The organism is Vibrio sp. R10-SG3-ISO3 (assembly GCF_059834225.1).
In genome coordinates, this window is sequence record NZ_JCBDHE010000026.1 from 58,783 (window position 1) to 80,453 (window position 21,671).

Annotated in this window: 19 protein-coding genes; 14 read left to right on the plus strand and 5 right to left on the minus strand. The window is 48.8% G+C overall.

Annotated features, from left to right (window positions below):
• Positions 1-423 precede the first annotated feature (423 nt).
• Positions 424-897: a transcription elongation factor GreA gene (gene greA, locus AC6R1A_RS06560; protein WP_500626631.1), complete on the plus strand. Its 474-nt coding sequence runs from the start codon at positions 424-426 to the stop codon at positions 895-897.
• A gap of 318 nt (positions 898-1,215) precedes the next feature.
• Here greA and yhbY read toward each other — a convergent pair whose 3' ends face one another.
• The gene (gene yhbY, locus AC6R1A_RS06565; RefSeq protein ID WP_334554002.1) at positions 1,216-1,512 is read right to left on the minus strand and encodes a ribosome assembly RNA-binding protein YhbY; all 297 of its coding nucleotides are present in this window, start codon (positions 1,510-1,512) and stop codon (positions 1,216-1,218) included.
• 204 nt (positions 1,513-1,716) lie between these two features.
• Between yhbY and rlmE the strand changes: the two genes are divergently transcribed.
• The 6 genes from rlmE (at position 1,717) to rimI (ending at position 7,707) form a co-directional block, all read left to right on the plus strand.
• Complete coding sequence (rlmE, locus tag AC6R1A_RS06570; RefSeq protein WP_334554004.1) at positions 1,717-2,346, plus strand: 23S rRNA (uridine(2552)-2'-O)-methyltransferase RlmE; 630 nt, start codon at positions 1,717-1,719, stop codon at positions 2,344-2,346.
• Between the two features lie 136 nt (positions 2,347-2,482).
• The gene (gene ftsH, locus AC6R1A_RS06575) at positions 2,483-4,432 is read left to right on the plus strand and encodes an ATP-dependent zinc metalloprotease FtsH (protein ID WP_500630112.1); all 1,950 of its coding nucleotides are present in this window, start codon (positions 2,483-2,485) and stop codon (positions 4,430-4,432) included.
• A 50-nt stretch (positions 4,433-4,482) separates the two neighbouring features.
• Positions 4,483-5,334 (plus strand): dihydropteroate synthase, encoded by an 852-nt coding sequence (folP, locus tag AC6R1A_RS06580; protein WP_500632755.1) that lies wholly within the window; start codon positions 4,483-4,485, stop codon positions 5,332-5,334.
• Positions 5,335-5,351: 17 nt separating this feature from the next.
• Positions 5,352-6,692 (plus strand): phosphoglucosamine mutase, encoded by a 1,341-nt coding sequence (gene glmM / locus AC6R1A_RS06585; RefSeq protein ID WP_500632727.1) that lies wholly within the window; start codon positions 5,352-5,354, stop codon positions 6,690-6,692.
• 165 nt (positions 6,693-6,857) lie between these two features.
• Positions 6,858-7,265 (plus strand): DNA polymerase III subunit psi, encoded by a 408-nt coding sequence (locus tag AC6R1A_RS06590; protein WP_500632726.1) that lies wholly within the window; start codon positions 6,858-6,860, stop codon positions 7,263-7,265.
• Position 7,266: 1 nt separating this feature from the next.
• Positions 7,267-7,707, plus strand: coding sequence for a ribosomal protein S18-alanine N-acetyltransferase (rimI, locus tag AC6R1A_RS06595; RefSeq protein ID WP_500632725.1), 441 nt, complete (start codon positions 7,267-7,269; stop codon positions 7,705-7,707).
• Between the two features lie 27 nt (positions 7,708-7,734).
• On the opposite strand, the gene AC6R1A_RS06600 is transcribed toward rimI, so the two are convergent.
• A complete protein-coding gene (locus AC6R1A_RS06600; RefSeq protein ID WP_500632724.1) occupies positions 7,735-9,786 on the minus strand; it encodes a putative bifunctional diguanylate cyclase/phosphodiesterase in 2,052 nt (683 codons plus the stop codon).
• A gap of 221 nt (positions 9,787-10,007) precedes the next feature.
• On the opposite strand from AC6R1A_RS06600, the gene prfC reads away from it, so the two are divergent.
• On the plus strand, positions 10,008-11,597 hold the full coding sequence (prfC, locus tag AC6R1A_RS06605; protein ID WP_500632723.1) for a peptide chain release factor 3: 1,590 nt from the start codon (positions 10,008-10,010) through the stop codon (positions 11,595-11,597).
• A gap of 133 nt (positions 11,598-11,730) precedes the next feature.
• Here the strand turns inward: prfC and srmB are convergent, their stop codons facing one another.
• Together srmB and AC6R1A_RS06615 are read right to left on the minus strand one after the other, a co-directional pair.
• Positions 11,731-12,969, minus strand: a complete 1,239-nt coding sequence (gene srmB, locus AC6R1A_RS06610) for an ATP-dependent RNA helicase SrmB (protein ID WP_500632722.1) — start codon at positions 12,967-12,969, stop codon at positions 11,731-11,733.
• A 109-nt stretch (positions 12,970-13,078) separates the two neighbouring features.
• On the minus strand, positions 13,079-13,795 hold the full coding sequence (locus AC6R1A_RS06615; protein ID WP_500632721.1) for a tRNA1(Val) (adenine(37)-N6)-methyltransferase: 717 nt from the start codon (positions 13,793-13,795) through the stop codon (positions 13,079-13,081).
• Positions 13,796-14,171: 376 nt separating this feature from the next.
• On the opposite strand from AC6R1A_RS06615, the gene brnQ reads away from it, so the two are divergent.
• The 6 genes from brnQ to AC6R1A_RS06645 all read left to right on the plus strand — a co-directional run bounded on the left by brnQ (position 14,172) and on the right by AC6R1A_RS06645 (position 20,791).
• Positions 14,172-15,485, plus strand: coding sequence for a branched-chain amino acid transport system II carrier protein (gene brnQ, locus AC6R1A_RS06620; RefSeq protein ID WP_500630106.1), 1,314 nt, complete (start codon positions 14,172-14,174; stop codon positions 15,483-15,485).
• A gap of 161 nt (positions 15,486-15,646) precedes the next feature.
• Positions 15,647-16,745, plus strand: a protein-coding gene (gene prfB / locus AC6R1A_RS06625; protein ID WP_334554024.1) for a peptide chain release factor 2 whose coding sequence is annotated in 2 segments (ribosomal slippage) — positions 15,647-15,721 and positions 15,723-16,745 — 1,098 coding nt in all. Because the reading frame shifts where the segments join, the coding sequence is not laid out codon by codon here.
• A 42-nt stretch (positions 16,746-16,787) separates the two neighbouring features.
• Positions 16,788-18,326: a lysine--tRNA ligase gene (gene lysS, locus AC6R1A_RS06630; protein WP_334554026.1), complete on the plus strand. Its 1,539-nt coding sequence runs from the start codon at positions 16,788-16,790 to the stop codon at positions 18,324-18,326.
• A gap of 352 nt (positions 18,327-18,678) precedes the next feature.
• Positions 18,679-20,013, plus strand: coding sequence for a cyclic-di-GMP-binding transcriptional regulator VpsR (gene vpsR / locus AC6R1A_RS06635; RefSeq protein WP_500632720.1), 1,335 nt, complete (start codon positions 18,679-18,681; stop codon positions 20,011-20,013).
• Positions 20,014-20,275: 262 nt separating this feature from the next.
• A complete protein-coding gene (locus AC6R1A_RS06640; protein WP_334554030.1) occupies positions 20,276-20,410 on the plus strand; it encodes a hypothetical protein in 135 nt (44 codons plus the stop codon).
• Between the two features lie 129 nt (positions 20,411-20,539).
• Positions 20,540-20,791 (plus strand): DUF1127 domain-containing protein, encoded by a 252-nt coding sequence (locus AC6R1A_RS06645; protein WP_500632719.1) that lies wholly within the window; start codon positions 20,540-20,542, stop codon positions 20,789-20,791.
• A 103-nt stretch (positions 20,792-20,894) separates the two neighbouring features.
• On the opposite strand, the gene AC6R1A_RS06650 is transcribed toward AC6R1A_RS06645, so the two are convergent.
• Positions 20,895-21,671, minus strand: a 777-nt coding sequence (locus tag AC6R1A_RS06650) for an aldo/keto reductase (RefSeq protein ID WP_500646162.1), incomplete at its 5' end; no start/stop codon positions are given.

Below are 21,671 nucleotides of genomic sequence, written 5' to 3' on the forward strand. Positions count from 1 at the left end.
ATGAAATACTGATTTGAGTCGCCAGAGCAATTCGTGCTCATGTTGTACCGTCAAAGTTCCCCTGAGCGGTAGTAAAACGATATAAAAACCGTTTTTGAACACTGTTTTATTGAGGGTAAAAAAATATCAAGTTATTGATTTGTTGTGATTTTTACCTTTTTGTTTGGGTGTCGAAAAAAACGAAAAATTTATCATTTTTTATCTTGATTGTCGGATTTTTGACCGCTGCAAAAATCTGGTTCTGGTGTTGGTTTGGTTGCATATGTGTGCATTAAGAGTGTGATCTCTCATGTACGATGAATTAAGATGATTTCGTTGCCAAGTTTGTTTACACTAGAACAAACCGATTGATTGAATCCCTACCTAGTCCTCGTGATTAGGTAGTTTTGTTTTGTCCAAAGAATGCTTTGGAATGAGGTAATAATGGAAAAAGTCCCAATGACACTGCGTGGCGAAAAGCAGCTACGTGAAGAACTCGACCGACTCTTGAAACTTCGCCCACAAATTTCTGAAGCGATTGCTGAAGCTCGTGAGCTTGGCGACCTGAAAGAAAACGCTGAGTACCACGCGGCTCGCGAAGAGCAAGGTATTTGTGAAGCGCAGATCCGTGATATCGAATACAAGCTGTCGATCGCTCAAGTGATCGATGTCACTAAGATGGAAAACACAGGCAAAGTGATTTTCGGCTCAACGGTCACACTGATCGATTGCGACACTGAAGAAGAAAAAACCTACCAAATCGTCGGTGACGATGAGGCTGATATCAAAGCGGGTCGCATTTCTGTCAGCTCTCCGATTGCTCGTGGCTTGATTGGTAAGATGGAAGGCGATGAAGTCGTGATTGCAACCCCAGGTGGTGAGCGCGATTTCGAAATTGATCGTGTTGAGTACCTTTAGTTGAGAGTATCTAAGTTAGTTGAGAGAATATAAGTCAGCAGGATGCTCGCTGAGCAACGACTTGAGCCAACCGCTCATCGGTGTGTTCAGAAAAGGTTTCAAGCAACAAAAAAGGTCGCAGCGCGACCTTTTTTGTTGGATTCAATACTCTGCATTGCAATGAGTACAGCGGGTGTACCCAAACAGTGTGCCTACTTAAGTGCGTCTACCTAAGTTTTATCTACCTAAGCTTTATCTATATAAGTAAGAGGGAGCGTGAACCTTGGTGTGGCAAGTGACTTGTCCGCCGTGATGGAGTACCCATCGGCTCGGACGAGATTACTTGCGTGGAAGTTCGATTTTACGATCTTCAGATTGACGGAACAGAACAAGCGTTTTACCAATCACTTGGACTTTCTCTGCTTCTGTTTCACGCACGATGGCGTCGACAATCAGGTTTTTGGTGTCACGATCTTCAGAGGCGATTTTTACCTTGATCAGTTCGTGGTAGTTGAGAGCAATGTCGATTTCCGCTAGAACAGCTTCCGTGAGTCCGTTCGCGCCGAGGAGCACAACTGGTTTTAAGCTGTGTGCTAGGCCCTTAAGATGCTGCTTTTGTTTGGTGCTTAGGTTCATTACGCGGCCAATTTTCTTTAATATTAGGGTTGAAAAGCCCTATTTTAACGCCATCTATGGTGGAAGACTATCATTTATTGAGCGATGGTTAATTATCAAGCGGGCGGGAATGATCGAAAGATGAGTTTCCTTGCTCCAGAGTAAGCCGCAATAGGGTTTCCCTATTACAGCAATAGCTCCTATTTACGTCTTATTAGGATTAGAATGAGTAAACAAAAGCATTCGGCCAGTTCTGGTCGATGGTTGAAAGAACACTTCGACGACAAATATGCCAACGAAGCGAGAAAAAAAGGCTATCGCTCTCGCGCTTATTTTAAGATGGAAGAGATCCAAAGCAAAGATAAGCTACTAAAACCAGGCATGACTGTGGTGGATTTGGGCGCTGCGCCCGGTGGTTGGTCTCAATATGCTGCTAAAATAGTGGGGGACAGCGGGCAAATCATCGCGTGTGATTTGTTGCCGATGGATCCGATCGCTGGGGTGAGCTTTCTGCAAGGGGATTTTAGAGACGATGCCGTGCTCGAAGCCCTGCTAGAGCGAATCCAACCGTCTATGGTCGATGTGGTGATGTCCGATATGGCGCCGAACATCGCTGGTAATAACTCAGTGGACCAGCCAAGAGCGATGTACTTGGTTGAGCTCGCGTTAGATATGTGTCGACAAGTTCTAGCACCCAATGGTAGCTTTGTCGTCAAGGTTTTTCAGGGCGAAGGCTTCGATCAATACGTGAAAGAAGTCCGAGATTTGTTTAAAACCGTAAAAGTAAGAAAACCAGACTCATCGCGAGCACGCTCACGTGAAGTCTTCATCGTGGCTACTGGCTACAAAGGCTAATCAAGCTGGCCGCTAGTTACAAAGGTTAACTATTTGCTCTTTTTCGCAGCGGTTAACACTGTAGCTACAGTTTTCAAACTGTAGTACCCTACCTTTAATTACAATTAGTTATCGAGAGGCTGACACCTTGAGTGACATGGCAAAAAATTTAATTCTGTGGCTAGTGATCGCCGTAGTCTTGATGTCGGTATTCCAAAGCTTTGGGCCGGGAGAGAGCAACGGACGAGCAGTAGATTACACCACGTTCGTACAGGAAGTTGGCCAAGGCCAGATTCAGGAAGCAACATTTAAAGACGGCGAAATTACCTTCGTTCGTCGTGGCGGTGGCTCTCGTTATGTGACTTACATGCCCGTCTACGATCAAAAACTCCTCGATGACTTGATCAATCAAAACGTGAAGGTGCAAGGTACGCCGCCGGAAGAGCAAAGTTTGCTCGGTACTATCTTCATCTCATGGTTCCCAATGATCTTACTGATTGGTGTGTGGATTTTCTTCATGCGTCAAATGCAGGGCGGTGGCGGAAAAGGCGCGATGTCCTTCGGTAAGAGCAAAGCTCGTATGATGAGCGAAGAGCAAATTAAAACCACCTTTGGCGATGTGGCAGGCTGTGATGAAGCCAAAGAAGACGTCAAAGAGCTGGTGGATTACCTGCGTGACCCGAGTCGCTTCCAAAAGCTGGGCGGTAAGATCCCAACGGGTGTGTTGATGGTCGGTCCTCCGGGTACGGGTAAAACCTTGCTGGCGAAAGCGATTGCCGGTGAAGCCAAAGTACCGTTCTTTACCATTTCTGGTTCTGACTTTGTCGAAATGTTCGTCGGTGTCGGTGCCTCGCGTGTTCGTGACATGTTCGAGCAAGCGAAGAAAGCAGCTCCTTGTATCATCTTTATCGATGAGATTGATGCGGTAGGTCGTCAACGTGGCGCAGGTGTGGGCGGTGGTCACGATGAACGTGAGCAAACCCTGAACCAAATGCTGGTTGAAATGGACGGTTTTGAAGGCAATGAAGGCATTATTGTTATCGCTGCGACAAACCGACCAGATGTACTGGACCCAGCCTTGTTGCGACCAGGTCGTTTTGACCGTCAAGTTGTCGTGGGCTTGCCAGATGTACGTGGCCGTGAGCAAATTTTGAAAGTTCACATGCGTAAAGTACCGTTGGCGGGTGATGTAGAACCTTCATTGATTGCGCGTGGTACACCGGGCTTCTCGGGTGCTGATCTTGCTAACCTCGTCAACGAAGCAGCATTATTTGCGGCGCGCGGTAACAAGCGCAATGTCTCTATGGTGGAGTTCGAGCTGGCAAAAGACAAAATCATGATGGGGGCGGAACGCCGCTCTATGGTGATGTCTGAAGAGACCAAAGCGTCTACCGCTTATCACGAGGCAGGTCACGCCATCGTTGGCCGTCTTGTCCCTGAGCATGATCCAGTATACAAAGTGTCGATCATTCCACGTGGACGTGCGCTTGGTGTGACCATGTATCTGCCAGAGCAAGACCGAGTCAGTATGTCTCGTCAGCACCTTGAGTCGATGATTTCGAGCTTGTATGGCGGCCGATTGGCGGAAGAGCTGATTTATGGCCCTGATAAAGTCTCGACAGGCGCATCGAATGACATTGAACGTGCGACTGACATTGCGCGCAAGATGGTGACGCAATGGGGCTTCTCGGAGAAGCTAGGGCCATTGTTGTACGCTGAAGATGAAGGTGAAGTGTTCCTAGGACGCAGCGTAACGCAAACCAAGCATGTGTCTGATGATACCGCCAAGCTGATTGATGATGAAGTGCGCAAGATTATCGACCGCAACTATGACCGTGCGAAGAAAATCTTGGAAGACAACATGGACATCATGCATGCGATGAAAGATGCGCTGATGAAATACGAAACCATCGACGCGGGTCAAATTGATGACCTGATGGAGCGTAAAAGCGACATTCGTGAGCCTGCAGGATGGGGAGATAACGCCTCAAACAAGAGTGCAGCCGAGCCTGTCCAAGCCGATGAAACGGTGGAAAACAGTAGCAGCGAATCAGCTGAAAAAGCGCAACCTGCTGAAGAAGGCACTGAGAAAAAAGACTCAGAATAATTTCTGTTAATGACCAAACCCCGAGGCAACTCGGGGTTTTTCTGTTTATGATGATTCTAAAAGCAAACAATAAAATCCTCGATCTCTCCACACCTCAGGTGATGGGGATCCTTAATGTTACGCCCGATTCGTTTTCTGATGGCGGCCAGTTTAACTCCTTAGAGCGCGCTCTAGAGCAAGCGCAGCGTATGATAGACGCCGGTGTGACCATCATCGATATCGGTGGTGAATCCACGCGTCCAGGGGCTCCGGACGTGAGTTTGGACGAAGAGCTTGCGCGCGTGGTACCTATCATCCAAGCGATTCGCGCCCGCTCTGATGTGTGGATCTCTATTGACACCAGTAAAGCACAAGTCATGGCGCAAGCGATAGCGGCAGGTGCGGATATCATCAATGACGTCCGTGCGCTGCAAGAGCCAGGAGCGCTAGAGGTAGCGGCTCAATCTGGGCTGCCGATTTGTTTGATGCATATGAAAGGCCAGCCGCGCACCATGCAAGCAAACCCGAGCTATGATGATCTCTTAGTGGAGGTGGGCGAGTTTTTGCAAGAGCGCATGCAAACTTGTCAGGCGGCAGGGATTGATAAAGCGCAGCTGATCCTCGATCCTGGATTTGGCTTTGGCAAAACCCTTGAACACAACTATCATATGCTCGCGCATCTTGAGCAGTTCCACCGTTTTGGTTTGCCTCTCTTGGCGGGCATGTCACGTAAATCGATGTTATTTAAACTGCTCGACAAAGCGCCGGCTGAATGCATGGCGGCGAGTGTCAGCTGCGCGACAATCGCAGCGATGAAAGGGGCGCAAATTATTCGTGTGCACGACTACGAACAAACGCTTGATGCCATGAAGGTGGTTGAGATGGTCAAAGCGAACCATTCACCTTCTGCGGCGATAAAATAAAAAGATAAGGACTCACCATGTCTGATAAAAGACGTTATTTTGGAACCGATGGGGTACGCGGCAAAGTTGGCCAATACCCCATCACCCCTGATTTTGTATTGAAACTCGGTTGGGCGGCTGGCCAAGTATTGGCAAAGCAAGGCACGAAAAAAGTCATCATTGGCAAAGACACGCGTATTTCTGGTTACATGCTAGAGTCAGCCCTTGAAGCTGGCCTTGCTGCTGCAGGTTTGAAAGCGACCTTTACCGGCCCAATGCCTACGCCAGCGGTGGCTTATCTGACACAAACTTTCCGTGCTGAGGCAGGCATTGTTATCTCTGCATCACACAACCCATATTACGACAACGGGATTAAATTTTTCTCATCAGAAGGCACCAAGCTGCCCGATGAGGTAGAGCTCGCAATTGAAGCGGAGCTCGATAAAGAGATTGAGTGCGTAGAATCGGCCATGCTGGGTAAAGCGAGCCGCTTGAACGACGCAGCAGGGCGCTACATTGAGTTTTGTAAAAGTACCTTCCCGTCGTCATTGAGCTTAGCCGGGCTAAAAATTGTCGTCGATTGTGCTAACGGCGCGACTTACCATATTGCGCCAGCAGTCTTTAGTGAACTCGGTGCTGAAGTGATCGCGATGGGTGTGGAGCCGAATGGCACCAACATCAACCATGAAGTCGGTGCGACCGATGTGCGTGCGCTGCAAAAACGTGTTGTCGAAGAGCAAGCTGCGCTGGGTCTCGCCTTTGATGGTGATGGCGATCGCATCATCATGGTGGATCATCTGGGCAATAAAATTGATGGTGACCAAATTGCTTACATCATTGCGCGAGATGCGTTGCGTCGTGGTGAATTAAAAGGCGGCGTGGTTGGCACTTTGATGACCAATTTGGGCATGGAAAATGGCCTCAAGGCGTTAGGGATTCCTTTCGTTCGTGCGGCTGTCGGTGACCGCTACGTGATGGAGCAGTTGATCGAAAAAGGCTGGCGTATTGGTGCGGAAAACTCTGGCCACGTTATCTTGCTTGATAAGGTGACCACTGGTGATGCGATTGTCGCAGCGCTGCAAGTGTTGGCATCAGTGGTGGGCAGTAAACTCACTTTGAACGAGTTGTCGCAAGGTATGACACTGTACCCGCAAGTGTTGGAAAACGTGCGTTTCTCGGGCGACTCTAACCCGCTAGAAGCGAAAGCCGTACAAGAGAGTGTGGCACAAGTTGAAGCCGAACTGGGTGATAAAGGCCGCGTGCTACTGCGTAATTCGGGCACTGAACCTTTGATTCGCGTTATGGTGGAAGGCGAAGATGCTGAGCTGGTTCAAGCGAGCGCCCTCAAAATTGCCGATGCGGTGAAAGCGAGCTTTTAATCGCTCTCGCGTGTGAAGATTTTCCCGACCAAGTGGCTAGCTTCACTTGGTCGGGAAACCCAAACGAGGCTTTTTCTGCGCACTAATCCGTTACTATTCACCGATTCTCATTACCCCCGTTTTCTCATGAATCCGTTTGTCATGAATAAAGGATAACGAACCGATATGTCTTTGTTAAACACTGGCTACCTCCATGAGATGGGCATTGATACCTACCAACTTGAGCACCCCTCACGTCTTCATGGCGTAGAGCTTAGCCCTATTACACTGGATGATGACTGCTGTTTGTTGTTGGTATCACCTGTACTGCCTCAAGGCAGCGACGCTCTGTTTTTGCAAAAGGTGTTGCAAGCGATGTCATTGACCCTTGAGAATGTGCGCCACGTTTATCCTCATCAGGTGATGGTCGTTAATAGAGAGGCGTTGACATGGGTTTGGTATGCCGGTTGTGATGCTCACCAATTTGAGGGCGTGAAAACCTTGGTGTCGCCAGAGTTAGCTGCGATTGATGGTAATCAAGTGGAGCGCCGCGCTTTGTGGCAGCAAATCCAAACGGCTCTCAAAGGAGAATAACATGGCACTGGTTCCATTAGCGCCAACGCACCTTGATGAGGTGTATCGCATTGAGTGTGCCGCGCATTCACATCCTTGGTCTGCCAACTTGATTAACGCCATTGAGAGCCGCGGTGCGTGCCATCATGTGCTTGAGGTGAGTGGCGAGGTTGTGGGCTATTTTTACGCGCAGAATATTGTGGGTGAGGTGACGTTACTGAACATTGCCGTCGATCCCGCCAAGCAAGGACTGGGCTTTGGCCGAGTGCTTATTGAAGGCTTCTTGTCGATGTGTGAGGGCGAGGGTGCTGATAGCGCTTGGCTTGAAGTACGAGAAAGTAACCAGGTGGCGTTAGCTCTCTACCAAGAAGTTGGCTTCAATGAGATTGACCGTCGCGTCAACTATTACCCAACGAGCAAGGGTAAAGAAGACGCTATCATCATGAGTTATCTGTTTTTCTAAGCTTTTTTGCTTCAGCTGATGACTTTATTAACGCTGAGCGAACTTCGCGTCTTCCGGTAGTTCTAGCGGGTAATAGTTGGCCTCGAAGCGGCTTTTCAGCTCACTCGCTGGCAGAGGCTTATCGAAAATGTAACCTTGGAATTGTTCGCAACCCAGTTTTTTCAGCGTCTCCAACTCGTATACATCTTCCACCCCTTCTGCGATGACTTCCAAGTTCAAACGCTGCGCCGTCATGATGATGGTATCGACAATCGCTTGGTCACTTTCGTCTAAATGCAGTTGGGTGACAAATGAACGGTCAATTTTAAGTACGTCTACCGATAAATGCTTTAAGTAGCGCAGTGATGAGTAGCCGGTGCCAAAGTCATCAATCGAGGTTTTGAGATTAAACTCTTTGAGTTTAACCATCTTTTGAATCGCGCCTTCCACATTCTCGAGCAGCAAGTTTTCAGTGATTTCCAGTTCGATGCACTCTCCACTGATCCCTGCTTGCGCTAAGGCTTCATTGATGTGATCAACGAAGGACTCTTGCGCGAACTGAAGCGGACTGATATTGATCGCCAAGCGGCGGAAAGTGTCTGGCAAGATGCCCTGTTTTTTCCACTTGGCATACTGGTAGCACGCTTCCTCAATAATCCAATTACCGATTTGAAGGATCTGGCCGGTCTCTTCCGCGACCGGCATAAACACGCCCGGAGGCAATAGCCCTTTTTCGGGGTGGTTCCAGCGAATTAAGGCTTCAACCCCGATAATTTGATGTTTATCACTGACCTGAGGTTGATAATAGAGTTCAAGCTGTCCTTTATTGATTGCCTCATGCAACCCCTTTTCAATCTCTAGGAAGGATTCGACTTGCGCCTGCATTTCAGGCTCGTAGAAGGTGTACTTGTTCTTACCTGCCACCTTGGCGCGGTACAAGGCGGTATCCGCTTGGCGCAGCACGTCAATGTTGGTACAGGCGACCGAAGGAAAGGTCGCGATACCCACACTGACGGTACAGTAGAGTTGGTGATCATCAATCGAATAGGGGTTTGAGATCAGTGCAAGCAGCTGCTGAGCTAAACTTTTGGTTTGCTCTGGGCCCACGTTGGGCAGCAAGATCGCAAACTCATCGCCGCCGATCCTCGCCGCGGTGTAGCCTTTTTGCTGCCACGAGACAATACGCTTGGCGATCGCTTTGAGCAGTTGATCCCCTATGGTGTGACCGAGCGAGTCATTGATGGTTTTAAAACGGTCTAAATCCAAGTAAAACAGCGCGCCGGTTTGATTGTTGTGTACCGCTTGGTCAATAGACTTGCCTAGGGTTTGCATCAATAAGCTTCGATTGGCCAACCCAGTGAGCGAGTCGTAGTACGCGAGCTGATTGAGCTTCGCTTGCGCGACTTCACGGTCTTGCCATAGGGAATGGAAGGTCTTGGCAAGGTGACCGAGCTCATCGTTACCTTGAAGCGGAGGAGGCGTGGTCGCACTGTGCTGGTCATTGAGTGAGCGTACCCAATTAAGCAGAGTAATCAGTGGTTTAGACAGTTTTTTGTAGAAAAAGATCAGCAAAATAGTGGTCAGCAAAATATTGCGCAGCAAATCAAACAGTAAGATTTTGCTGGTTTTGGCGATAAACTCGCGCGCAATGCTGATGCCGTTCACGGAGAAGCTGAGTGAGCCTACCACAACATGAGAGTTTGGCTGATGGAGATCGGTCTGATAGACCGGCGATGTCGGCGTGAGATAAGTCGCCACCAGTTCAGCAAAATCCCCTTGGCGTGTCACGCTGCGCTCATTACGGGTCAGGGTATCGCCAAAGTCATCGATGATTTCCACACGGTAGATGGCGTTATCCATCATCAGCGTTGAGGCCACTTGCTCGGCCAACAACTGGTTAAGATGATAGGCCGCTTGACTCGCATTAGAGTAATTTTGCAGCAACTTGAACTGATAGTGATCTTCGATACGTTGCTGCTCTTTCGATACATCAACAAAAATCTGATACAAGCTGAAGCAGACGCCCAGCAGGACAGATACCAAAAACACCGTTTTTGCTTGGCGGATGGCTAACGAATTGATCTTTATAGTCTCGGACATAGCTTCTACTTGTGAGATGTACTTCTTAAGTTATAGCTCATATTTATTGATAATCTAATCTATCGACGAAAAGCGTGACTTTTCAATTCATCTTTTTGTATGAAGTTGCTGATTGCATCAATATAAGCGAGAATACCGCGCAAAATAGAATCGAACCCAGAGTGGTTTAGGCTCGGTATGACCGAGAAAAACGGCTTACAGATAGTTAAGAAGACCTGTTCATGTCAAATACCCCATTTCTAAGCGAAGTGTCTAAACGTAGAACATTCGCGATCATCTCGCACCCCGATGCGGGTAAAACCACCATTACTGAAAAAGTGTTGTTGTTCGGACGCGCCATTCAGACCGCCGGTACGGTGAAAGGACGCGGCTCCGCTCAGCATGCCAAATCAGACTGGATGGAGATGGAAAAAGAGCGTGGCATCTCGGTGACCACCTCTGTGATGCAGTTCCCGTACAACGAATGCTTGGTCAACCTTCTCGATACCCCAGGGCACGAAGATTTCTCGGAAGATACCTACCGTACGCTGACCGCTGTTGACTCATGTCTGATGGTGATTGATGCCGCGAAAGGTGTCGAAGATCGTACCCGCAAGCTGATGGAAGTGACGCGTTTACGTGATACCCCAATCGTGACCTTCATGAACAAGCTTGATCGTGATATCCGTGATCCTATGGAGTTGCTGGATGAGGTCGAAAGCGAACTGAATATGGCGTGCGCGCCAATCTCATGGCCGATTGGCTGCGGTAAAGAGTTTAAGGGTGTTTACCATATTCACCGTGACGAAACGATTCTTTACGCAACAGGCCAAGGCCACACGATTCAAGAGCAGCGCATCATCAAAGGGTTGGATAACCCAGAGCTAGACGCAGCTGTCGGCAGCGAATTGGCGGAGCAACTGCGTGAAGAGCTCGAATTGGTCATTGGTGCTTGTCCTGAGTTTGATCAAGAGCTGTTCCTTGCCGGTGAATTGACGCCTGTGTACTTCGGTACCGCATTAGGTAACTTCGGCGTTGATCATATGCTTGATGGCCTGACTGAGTGGGCTCCGGCACCAATGCCGCGTGACGCCAATGAGCGTAAAGTTGAGGCGTCAGAAGAGAACTTCAGTGGATTTGTGTTTAAAATCCAAGCCAATATGGACCCGAAACACCGTGACCGCATCGCCTTTATGCGTATCGTGTCGGGGACATACAAGCAAGGTATGAAGATGAACCACGTTCGTCTTGGTAAGCAAGTGAACATCTCTGATGCGGTGACGTTCATGGCGGGCGATCGTTCTCGCGCTGAAAACGCCTACGCAGGTGACATCATCGGTCTCCATAACCACGGCACCATCCAGATTGGTGATACCTTTACTCAAGGTGAAGCACTGAAGTTCTCGGGTATTCCAAACTTCGCTCCTGAGTTGTTCCGTCGTATTCGCTTGAAAGATCCTCTTAAGCAAAAGCAGTTGCTCAAAGGCTTAGTGCAGCTTTCAGAAGAAGGGGCCGTGCAGGTATTTAGACCTTTGCAGAACAACGACTTGATTGTAGGCGCCGTCGGTGTCCTTCAGTTTGATGTGGTGGTTGCGCGCTTGAAAGCGGAATACAACGTGGAAGCGATTTACGAAGGGGTTAACGTGGCGACTGCACGTTGGGTTGAGTGTGAAGATGGTAAGAAGCTCGACGAGTTCCAGCGCAAGAACCAAGTCAACTTAGCCCTCGATGGCGGTGACAACTTAACTTACATCGCACCAACCATGGTTAATCTGAACCTGGCCAAAGAGCGCTTCCCGGATGTTGAGTTCCATGCCACTCGTGAACACTAATACCACGCCTTGAGACTGGAAAAAGTCGCTGAGGTAATCAGCGTCTTTCATCGCGCAGAGCCTTGAAGGCAGACGATAAAAAAGGGTTGATGCATACACATCAACCCTTTTTCCGTATATCTAAGCGATAGCCTTACTTTTTCTTGCTGGCGCTCTTTTTCTTCGTTTTAGTCAGGCTTTTCTTCTTGTCGTCTTTTTTCTTGTTCTTTTTCTTAAACACCGGTTTTTTGTGTTTTGGACGTAATTCTTTAATAAAGCGCTCTTTGATCTCTTCTTTCACGTAGCGAGCGACGCGATCCATCATGGGTTGATCGTGCGCTTCTACCAGTGAGACTGCGTTGCCTTTCTTGCCTGCACGTGCGGTACGGCCAATGCGGTGCAGGTAAACATCTGCGCTGCGTGGCAAGTCAAAGTTGATCACATGGCTGACATCCGGAAGGTCAATACCACGCGCGGCGACGTCGGTGGCGAGCAGTACGTTGACCGTGCCATCGCGGAATCGCGCAATGGCGTTGTTGCGGCGATCTTGTGGCATTTCGCCTTGGATCCACGCACAAGGGATCTGCGCTTTTTCCAGTTCGCCACGTAAGTCCGCCAAACGTTCGCGGGTTTTTAAGAAGATGATGCTACGTTGAGCTTGCTCGGTGATAATGGTTTTGAGTAGCGCTAGTTTGTGCTCCATATCATCCGCACGGTGATACCACTGAGCGATTTTCTTACGTTCGCGGCGTGATGGCTCGGCATCAATTTCTGCTGGATTCGTCAATAGATCAGTAGTGAAACCTTCCACACCTCGGCCTTCGAGCGTGGCAGAAAAGAGCAGAGTTTGTTTACGCCAACGACATTCATTTGAAAGGCGGTCAACCGTTGGACCAAAGCCCATGTCGAGCATTCGGTCAGCTTCATCGAGGATTAACCATTCAATTGCTCGACAATCAAATCGCTCCGCATTGATGTATTCCATTAAGCGGCCCGGGGTTGCCACAACGATATCTTGGGTCTTTTTCAAAATGTCGGCGTGCTCTTCATATTGAACGCCACCAGTAATGGTGAAGATGTTGAGATTGGTGTTTTTTGCTAAAGCGCGCGCTTGATCTGCCACTTGCATTGCCAGTTCACGTGTCGGCGTTAAGATCAGCACGCGTGCAGGCCCAGGTTTACGGCGTGGGAAATCTTGCAAATATTGCAGAGCGGGTAGCACGAACGCCGCTGTTTTACCTGTTCCTGTGGGCGCAGACGCGAGAATATCTCGACCATCAAGGGCGTGTGGAATTGCTTCCGCCTGAATCTGGGTTGGGCGGCTGTAACCCATCTCTTCGATGGCTTCGAGTAGATTGTTGTCTAGCTCAAGTTCGGCAAAATTTTTGATCACTCTGGTCTCTCCACAAGCGCACGAAATGGTTTTTATCCCTCTATTTTGGCCTCAGGGATAACAAAGGTCGCATAGTATAGTGTCTTTGGTGATAAGGATCACACCTTAATTACGGCATCTTTAAATAAAACGCTCTCGTCAGGGAGACAAAATCTTCGCTGTACTCAGCTCCGTCATGGATCAGCAGTGATTGAGACTGGCACTCACCTGCGGTGTGTTGCAGTTCAAACATCAGGCGACTGACGGGTTTAGTGGCTGTGGTGCGTACTTCACACCGCCTTCTTAACGACCAACCCATATTCTGCGCTAACTCGATAAACGCTTCCCCTTCCACTTGAGGCAAGATGAAACTGGCGGTGCCAAGAGGCGCGAGCAGTTGCTGACATCGTCGCAATAAAGGTTCGTGTGCCAATGTATCGGCATGCCTTGCGATGGCGCGAGCGGGCGCTTTGGCAGACTCGCCAGTGGTGAAATAGGGCGGATTACAAATAATCGCGTCAAAAGAGTCTGGGAGTTCGGCGCTGAGGATATCACCTTGAAGAAGACGTAATCTGCTGTTCCACGGACTGGCGCTGAAATTACTTTGAGCGGCGCAAATGGCGTGATGGTCAATATCTATCGCGCATATCTGTGCATCTGGGTTGCGCTGAGCGCACATCAAGGCTAATAGCCCCGTTCCAGTGCCGATATCGAGTATTTGATGTGCGTGCTCTATCTGCGCCCACGCGCCGAGCATGACACCATCGGTACTGACCGGCATCCCCGATTGTCCAGACTGAATAGAAAACTGTTTAAATGAAAACGCTTTAGTGGCTTTGATGGTCATTGGAATCTTATGTTGTCATTGAATGTTATGGTGGTGACTTCAGTGGTTGTTAATGATGTGTATGGTTTTTCGTTCTTCTTGCTGCGGTGCTGCTGGTGATTTTGATTGGTATTAAAATCCAATTTTTACTCTTCAACTAGTGATTACTGCTGTATATCTGAGTGTACTCTAAATTTATATGGTGTTTTTCGCCATTCGGTTGCGAAAGCGACACGGTTTGTTCATCATGCGCGCCTTATTTTAAAGATGGAGTGGGTCAATGACATCACTCTCCATTCACAACATCGATATCTCCCATCAGGTTATGGGGTAGCCGAGTTTACTCGATACTGCCGTCATAGTCGCATTGGGAATAGAAGTATAAGAAGGTTCTCTCGTGAATCAGAGTTTAAAAATCACAGATATTCTTGCGCTCGGCTTCATGCTGTTCGCGTTTTTTTTAGGTGCGGGTAACATCATCTTTCCACCGATTGCCGGTCAGTTTGCAGGCGACAATGTGTTCCCTGCAATGATGGGTTTTCTCGCGACGGCTGTCGGTTTGCCACTGGCAACGATCATTGCGATCGCCGTAGCCGGTGGTTCATGGGATCATCTGACAGAGCATTTGCCAAAGCGCGCTGCTGTGGTGATGGCGGTACTGATTTTCGTCATTATCGGCCCAGCGTTCGCGGCTCCTCGTACTGGTTTGGTTGCCTACGAGATGGCGATCAAACCCTTCTTGGCTGACGCCGCGCAAATGCAGTTGACCATGTTCTCCATTCTCTTTTTTGCGGTTGCGGTGTTCTTTGCTTGGTCTCAAGGCAAACTGATTGATGTGATTGGTAAAGTGCTGACGCCGGCGCTGTTTATTGGCCTGATTGTCTTGGCCGGTGCGGTCTTTATTGCTCCTCAAGGCGAGATTTTAGCGGCGCAAGGTGAGTATTTAACTCACCCATTGCAAAAAGGATTTCTGGAAGGCTATAACACCATGGATACCTTTGGCGCCTTGATGTTTGGGGTGTTGATTGTTGATGCGCTGCGCCAAAAAGGCATCACTTCACAAAAAGCGACCTCAAAATACCTGATCAGTGCAGCCTGCATTGCCGCTGTGGGACTTGCGTTTGTTTATATCTCACTCTTCTACCTCGGCGCGACCAGTTCTGCAGTTGCAGCAGGAGCGGACAATGGTGGTGTAGTGTTAAGCTTGTATGTTCAAGCGCTGTTTGGTCCGTACGGTCAAGTGGTTCTCTCTGTCATCGTGTTGCTGGCGTGTTTGACGACGGCGATCGGCCTTATCTCTGCGTGTTCTGACTATTTCAGCTCGCTCACTCCGCTCTCTTATAAGCAGTGGGTGATCATTAATGGTGTGGCGTGTGCTGTGGTGGCGAACGTCGGCCTGGCACAACTGATTGCCCTTTCAGTACCTGTGCTGTTTGCGCTATACCCGGTTGCTATTGCTCTGATTGCGTTGACCTTTATGCGTAGCAAGCTCGCGAATCCAGCTATGGCATATCGTGTGGTGATTCTTGTTGCTTTGCTGTTTGCGCTTATTGATGCCGCTAAGGTGGCTGGATTGGATATGTCAGCACTGAGCATGTTGCCGCTTTTTGATGTCGGCATGGGCTGGTTGCTGCCAACGGCGGCGACGATGGTGTGCATGATGTTCATCGGCCAATCTGAGCAAACGTCACTGGCACAAGACAACGCCTAACCGCTCGTATTTCTTTGCGCTGAATCCCTTGTCATACCCTGTGTGACAAGGGATTGTTGTTTCTGGTCCAGTGCCAGTCCTGTTCAAAAAATTCCTGTATCTTCGTCACACTTTTCAGTACAATTCTTCGGTTAAATTCTACTCATCAATGTTGAGCAAACATGTTTGAAATCAATCCAATTAAAAACCGCTTACAGGACGTGTCTCAGCGCACTTTAGTCCTGAGGGGGTATCTTTGACTATGACGCCAAAAAAGAGCGTCTAGAAGAAGTCAACGCAGAACTGGAACAACCAGATGTCTGGAACGAACCTGAGCGCGCACAAGCGTTAGGTAAAGAGCGTGCGGCGTTAGAAGCTGTCGTGGAAACCATTGATCAGCTCGACCAAGGGGTTGAAGACGTTGATGGTTTACTTGAGCTTGCGGTCGAAGAAGACGATCAAGAAACTTTCGATGAAATCGAGCCCGAGCTTGCGGAACTAGAAGCGAAGCTTGAACAGCTTGAATTCCGTCGTATGTTCTCTGGCGATCACGATGCGTCTGATTGCTATATCGACCTGCAATCTGGCTCGGGCGGTACCGAAGCGCAAGACTGGACGTCGATGATGCTGCGTATGTACTTGCGTTGGGCAGAAGCCAAAGGCTTCAAAACCGAAGTGATCGAAGTGTCAGAGGGTGAAGTGGCGGGCTTGAAAGGCGCGACGGTGAAAATCTCTGGCGAGTATGCCTATGGTTGGCTTCGCACCGAAACTGGCGTGCATCGTCTAGTCCGTAAATCACCGTTTGACTCTAGCGGCCGCCGCCATACTTCGTTTGCTTCTGCGTTTATCTACCCAGAGATTGATGACAACATCGATATCGACATTAACCCTGCGGATTTGCGCATTGACGTGTACCGTGCGTCCGGCGCGGGTGGTCAGCACGTTAACACCACCGAATCGGCGGTACGTATTACTCACGTACCCACCAACACGGTCGTGCAATGTCAGAACGATCGCTCTCAGCACAAGAACAAAGATCAGGCGATGAAGCAGTTGCGCGCTAAGCTCTTTGAACTTGAGATTCAAAAGCAGAATGCAGAGAAGCAGGCCAACGAAGACGCGAAGTCTGACATTGGTTGGGGCAGCCAGATTCGTTCTTACGTCCTAGATGACTCGCGCATTAAAGATCTGCGTACCGGGGTAGAAAACCGCAATACACAAGCGGTACTGGATGGCGATCTAGACAAATTTATTGAAGCTAGCCTGAAATCAGGCCTGTAAGCTTTTCACCGACACTCAGAAACGAAACAGGATACATCGAAAATGACTGATGCTGTTCAAAACGAAAATCAACAAGACGTCCTTTCACCTGAAGAAAACAAGCTGATTGCTGAGCGCCGCGCGAAGCTGGACGCTATCCGCAAGAGCTGCAAGGCAAATGGCCATCCTAATGACTTCCGTCGTGATGCACTAGCGGGCGATCTACAAAAAGAGTTCGGTGAGAAGAGCAAGGAAGAGCTAGAAGCGCTCAACCACGTGGTGGCGATTGCCGGCCGTATTATGGCTAAGCGTGGTCCGTTCCTTGTGATTCAAGAGACATCTGGCCGTATTCAAGCGTATGCGGCAAAAGACGTACAAAAGCACCTTAAAGAGCAATACCAAGGCTTGGATATCGGTGACATCATCGGTGTCAAAGGTGCGCTGCATAAATCCGGTAAAGGCGATCTTTACGTAAATATGGAAGAGTACGAATTGCTGACCAAGGCGCTTCGTCCACTGCCAGAGAAATTCCACGGCCTGACTGACCAAGAGATGCGTTACCGCCAGCGTTACGTTGACCTGATTGTCAATGAAGATTCACGCCAAGCGTTTATCATTCGCTCTAAACTTGTTTCTGCGATCCGGAACTTCATGAGCTCAAAAGGCTACCTCGAAGTAGAAACGCCAATGATGCACGTCATCCCTGGTGGTGCGACCGCTCGTCCATTCGTGACGCACCACAATGCGTTGGATATCGACATGTACCTACGTGTGGCGCCAGAGCTATACTTGAAGCGTCTCGTTGTGGGCGGTTTTGATCGCGTATTTGAGATCAACCGTAACTTCCGTAACGAAGGTCTATCGCCACGTCACAACCCAGAATTCACCATGATGGAATTCTACCAAGCGTACTCTGACTATAAAGATCTGATGGATCTCACTGAAGAGATGCTCAGCACAGTGGCAATGGATGTTCTTGGTTCTACTTCTATGCCTTACGGTGATGAGACGGTAGAGTTTGGTGGTACGTACGCTCGTATGAGTATGTTTGAAGCTATCAAGCACTACAACCCAGATCACGCTGAGATCCAAGCACTAACAGAAGCGGACTTGCAAGATCGCGAGAAAATGGTCGCGATTGCTAAATCTGTTCATGTTGACGTGGAACCGTTCTGGACGTGTGGTCAGCTACTTGAAGAGATCTTCGGTGAAACGGCTGAACCTCAACTGATTCAGCCAACCTTTATTACCGGTTACCCGGCGGATATTTCGCCTCTGGCTCGCCGTAGCGATGACAATCCGTTCTTTACTGATCGTTTCGAGTTCTTTATTGGCGGCCGTGAAGTGGCGAACGGTTTCTCTGAGCTTAACGATGCAGAAGACCAAGACGCACGCTTTAAAGCGCAAGTGGACGCGAAAGATGCTGGTGACGATGAAGCCATGTATTACGATGCAGACTACATCACGGCACTTGAGCACGGCTTGCCACCCACAGCGGGCCAAGGGATTGGTATTGATCGCCTAGCGATGCTGTTTACCAACACGCACACGATTCGTGACGTGATTCTGTTCCCAGCCATGCGTCCGCAAGCGCAATCTTAATCGGATACGCGATTGACGGTAAAAACCACCTTCGGGTGGTTTTTTTATGTCTGGCTAAGGTGAAAAGAGAAAGAGTAATAAATTATGTGAATGTTTTTTAGATCTGTATCTCAAGCTCATATGTAAGATGTGGCATTATCTGAATAGTCTTAACATTAAGACAGACACTCTGCGAGAGTCTCTATAATGTAACTAACCAGTGTCGCATTTTCGATGAGTGGGTGTTATTTGAATGGTCTTAAGGGGTGAGATTGTTCCTCTTATATATTTGCCATCCAGCCTTACTCACCGCTGGCGAAACCGCCGATAGCAGTGGCACAGTAGTAGAATAATAGTGATAAGGAATAGCGTCATGGGAAATCAATTCCGCATGGATTCCGTTCCGGGATCGTTAGTGGTCGTAGGAGGAACGTATGAGCCCTGGTTGTCAGTGCTGGAACAAGTTGGCTGGCGGTGTACCCAAGTCGCGGATTTAAGAAAAGCCGATAGTCTGTTCAACGAAACCGGACCTTGTATCGGTATTGTCGATTTAAGTCATGATGAGTTTAGTCTCAATGGCATTGCGAATTTGGTGAGTAATCATAAGCAGGTACGTTGGCTCGCCTTTATTCGTGAGTCACAGCTGAGCTCCGACACCATCTGTCAGTTTATCGTCAACTTCTGTATTGATTTTTTCACCGCTCCGATCCCTGATGCGCAACTGCTCAGCACCATAGGTCACCAGTTAGGGATGCTTAAGCTTGAGCAGAAGGTATGGCCTTACTACGGCAACAATAGTGATATGGGGCTGATTGGTGACTCTATTCCAGTCAAACGCCTACGCGATCAGATTAAACGCATCGGGCCTACCGATGTCAGCATTCTGATTTACGGTGAAAGTGGTACGGGCAAAGAAACGGTGGCCAGAGCGGTACACAAGACCTCCTCAAGAGCCAACAAAGAGTTTGTTTCCGTCAATTGTCGAGCCATGTCGGAGAGTCGGATTGAAAGCGATCTGTTTGGTCTTCAACGTCATGACAGTGATGAGCCTTGTTTGCTGGAAAAAGCCCATGGCGGAACCGTGTTGTTGAACGACATTCTCACCTTGCCCAAATCTCAGCAAGTGAACTTACTGCGATTCTTGCAAGAGGGGACGATAGAAACCAGAGAGGGCCCAAAAGAAGTCGATGTGAGGATTCTTGCGGCGAACTCAGCGGATATTGAGAAAGCTTTGATTGATGGAGACTTCAATGAGGAGCTTTATCATTACATCAATGTGCTGCGTATCAACGTTCCGAGTTTAAAAGAGCGTGCTGGGGACATTGCGATTTTGGCGCGTCATTTCTTGCAGGAGTACTCTAAGGAATACAACGCCCAAGCGCGCAGTTTTACTGAAGAGGCGTTGCGAGAGCTCACTCGTTACCATTGGCCTGGTAACGTGCGGGAGCTGATGAACCAGATTAAGCGCGTGGTGCTGATGTCCGACAGTGTGATGCTAGACGATCAGCAATTGGATCTCCCTAAACGCACCGACGGTAAACGAAGTTTGAAAAGTATCCGTGAGCGAAGTGAGCGCGATGCGCTGTTGTTGGTGCTTGAATCCCATTCGGGACAAGTGTCGATGGCGGCCAAAGAATTGGGTGTATCGCGTGCCACTATGTATCGTTTGTTAAACAAACATAATTTGATCAGTGACGCGACTGTTTAATTGATTGTTTTGTAAATAAAAAGCCATGCTTCGATTGCATGGCTTTTTGCTATTGGCTCAACAGGATCTGCCATCTATAAGATATTCACAGTTTGAATATCTTATATTCAGGGAGAATAAAAACATGATTCAGTTGAAAAACGTGTTTTTAACTTTCCATTAATAAATCGGTTGATTAATCATCCTTGGTGGTTAGAATTTAACCATGAGCTCAACGCTCTACACACCCAACGGATTCTTTATTTTTGCTAGGAGGCGCACAATGACACATTTCATCATGACACCCGTGTTTACCCTTTGTGCCTCTGACGCCGTTAGCGCCGCGATGATCATGACAGATTGGTCTCACACCCTATCTATGTCTGATATCGCCCGAAAACCGGCCCGCACACAATAACGTATCCGTATCCTTTTTCTTTTAATTGGCTGCGGAAATGCAGCGAATTAAAAGTGATGGATCACACGACTCTTTCCTCATTTTTGCTTCCATGTGTTTCCCCAGCAACGTTTAGACTGGAGATTTCTCATGAGTCATTCTGTATATCTAAAACTTGCCACCCTACTTGTTAAAGCGGACTTGAGCCGAGAAGAGCGAGCTTGGAAACGAAAAATCAGACGCAGTGCGCACCACATCCCATGGGAGAACGCGCACCTGCTAAGAGATATTGGTTTGGAAAGCGATGGTCGTCCGATTGGCCTCAGTGAACCTGCCCACGTCAAAGCCGAGCGCCGTATTCGTCATCTTCGTCGTGTGCTGAGTACGCGAATACCGACGTAACGTTAGGGGCTGGTGTTGATGACCGTCAGCCCCTAAAACTGAGCAAAAAACCGACCGTGAAGGTCGGTTTTTACGTTTGTACGCCAGTGTGGTGAATACGCCCTTATGGGCAAGGGTTGGAATATTGAATACCAATCGCTTGCAAGCCATCAAGCAGTTCAGGGCTTAAAGTGATATCGAGACTGTCAATATTGGATTTCAACTGTGTCAGGCTGGTGGCACCGATAATATTGGAGGCGACAAACGGTCTTTGATTGACGAAAGCCAATGCCATCTGCGCGGGATCCAGCCCATGTTCACGCGCCAGCGAGACGTACGCCTGTGTGGCGGCGATCCCTTGTGGCGTAAAGTAGCGCACAAAGCGTTCGTACAAGCTGCAACGGGCGCCTGTGGGTTTGGCACCATCAAGGTATTTACCACTCAAACAGCCAAAGGCGAGCGGGGAATAGGCCAGAAGTTGCACGCCTTCGAAATGGCTGATTTCAGAAAGCCCGACTTCAAAGCTGCGATTAAGTAAATTGTAGGGGTTTTGAATCGAAACGATCCGTGGCAACTCATGCTTCTCTGCGAGTTTGAGCAGCGACATCACTCCCCAAGGAGTTTCGTTAGAGACGCCGATATAGCGTACTTTTCCTGCACGGACCAATTCCGCCAAGGCTTCTAGGGTTTCGATCAGGGTGACTTCCTGCTGCTGATCCGGATAAGGATAATTAAGCTGACCGAAACAGTTCGTCTGACGCTGAGGCCAGTGGATTTGATACAGGTCGACATAGTCGGTTTGCAAACGCTGCAAGCTATCATCAATGGCTTGGTGAATGTTACGCCAGTCGAGCCTCATGTTGTCACGGATATAAGGCACGCTACGTGGACCGGCGACTTT

Coding starts and splice junctions, on each gene's coding strand:
- rimI (WP_500632725.1), top strand. CDS start 7,267: ATGGCACTGGTTCCATTAGCGCCAACGCACCTTGATGAGGTGTATCGC.
- glmM (WP_500632727.1), top strand. CDS start 5,352: ATGTCTGATAAAAGACGTTATTTTGGAACCGATGGGGTACGCGGCAAA.
- yhbY (WP_334554002.1), bottom strand. CDS start 1,512: ATGAACCTAAGCACCAAACAAAAGCAGCATCTTAAGGGCCTAGCACAC.
- AC6R1A_RS06600 (WP_500632724.1), bottom strand. CDS start 9,786: ATGTCCGAGACTATAAAGATCAATTCGTTAGCCATCCGCCAAGCAAAA.
- ftsH (WP_500630112.1), top strand. CDS start 2,483: ATGGCAAAAAATTTAATTCTGTGGCTAGTGATCGCCGTAGTCTTGATG.
- AC6R1A_RS06640 (WP_334554030.1), top strand. CDS start 20,276: ATGACACATTTCATCATGACACCCGTGTTTACCCTTTGTGCCTCTGAC.
- prfC (WP_500632723.1), top strand. CDS start 10,008: ATGTCAAATACCCCATTTCTAAGCGAAGTGTCTAAACGTAGAACATTC.
- greA (WP_500626631.1), top strand. CDS start 424: ATGGAAAAAGTCCCAATGACACTGCGTGGCGAAAAGCAGCTACGTGAA.
- AC6R1A_RS06590 (WP_500632726.1), top strand. CDS start 6,858: ATGTCTTTGTTAAACACTGGCTACCTCCATGAGATGGGCATTGATACC.
- lysS (WP_334554026.1), top strand. CDS start 16,788: ATGACTGATGCTGTTCAAAACGAAAATCAACAAGACGTCCTTTCACCT.
- vpsR (WP_500632720.1), top strand. CDS start 18,679: ATGGGAAATCAATTCCGCATGGATTCCGTTCCGGGATCGTTAGTGGTC.
- AC6R1A_RS06615 (WP_500632721.1), bottom strand. CDS start 13,795: ATGACCATCAAAGCCACTAAAGCGTTTTCATTTAAACAGTTTTCTATT.
- rlmE (WP_334554004.1), top strand. CDS start 1,717: ATGAGTAAACAAAAGCATTCGGCCAGTTCTGGTCGATGGTTGAAAGAA.
- folP (WP_500632755.1), top strand. CDS start 4,483: ATGATTCTAAAAGCAAACAATAAAATCCTCGATCTCTCCACACCTCAG.
- AC6R1A_RS06645 (WP_500632719.1), top strand. CDS start 20,540: ATGAGTCATTCTGTATATCTAAAACTTGCCACCCTACTTGTTAAAGCG.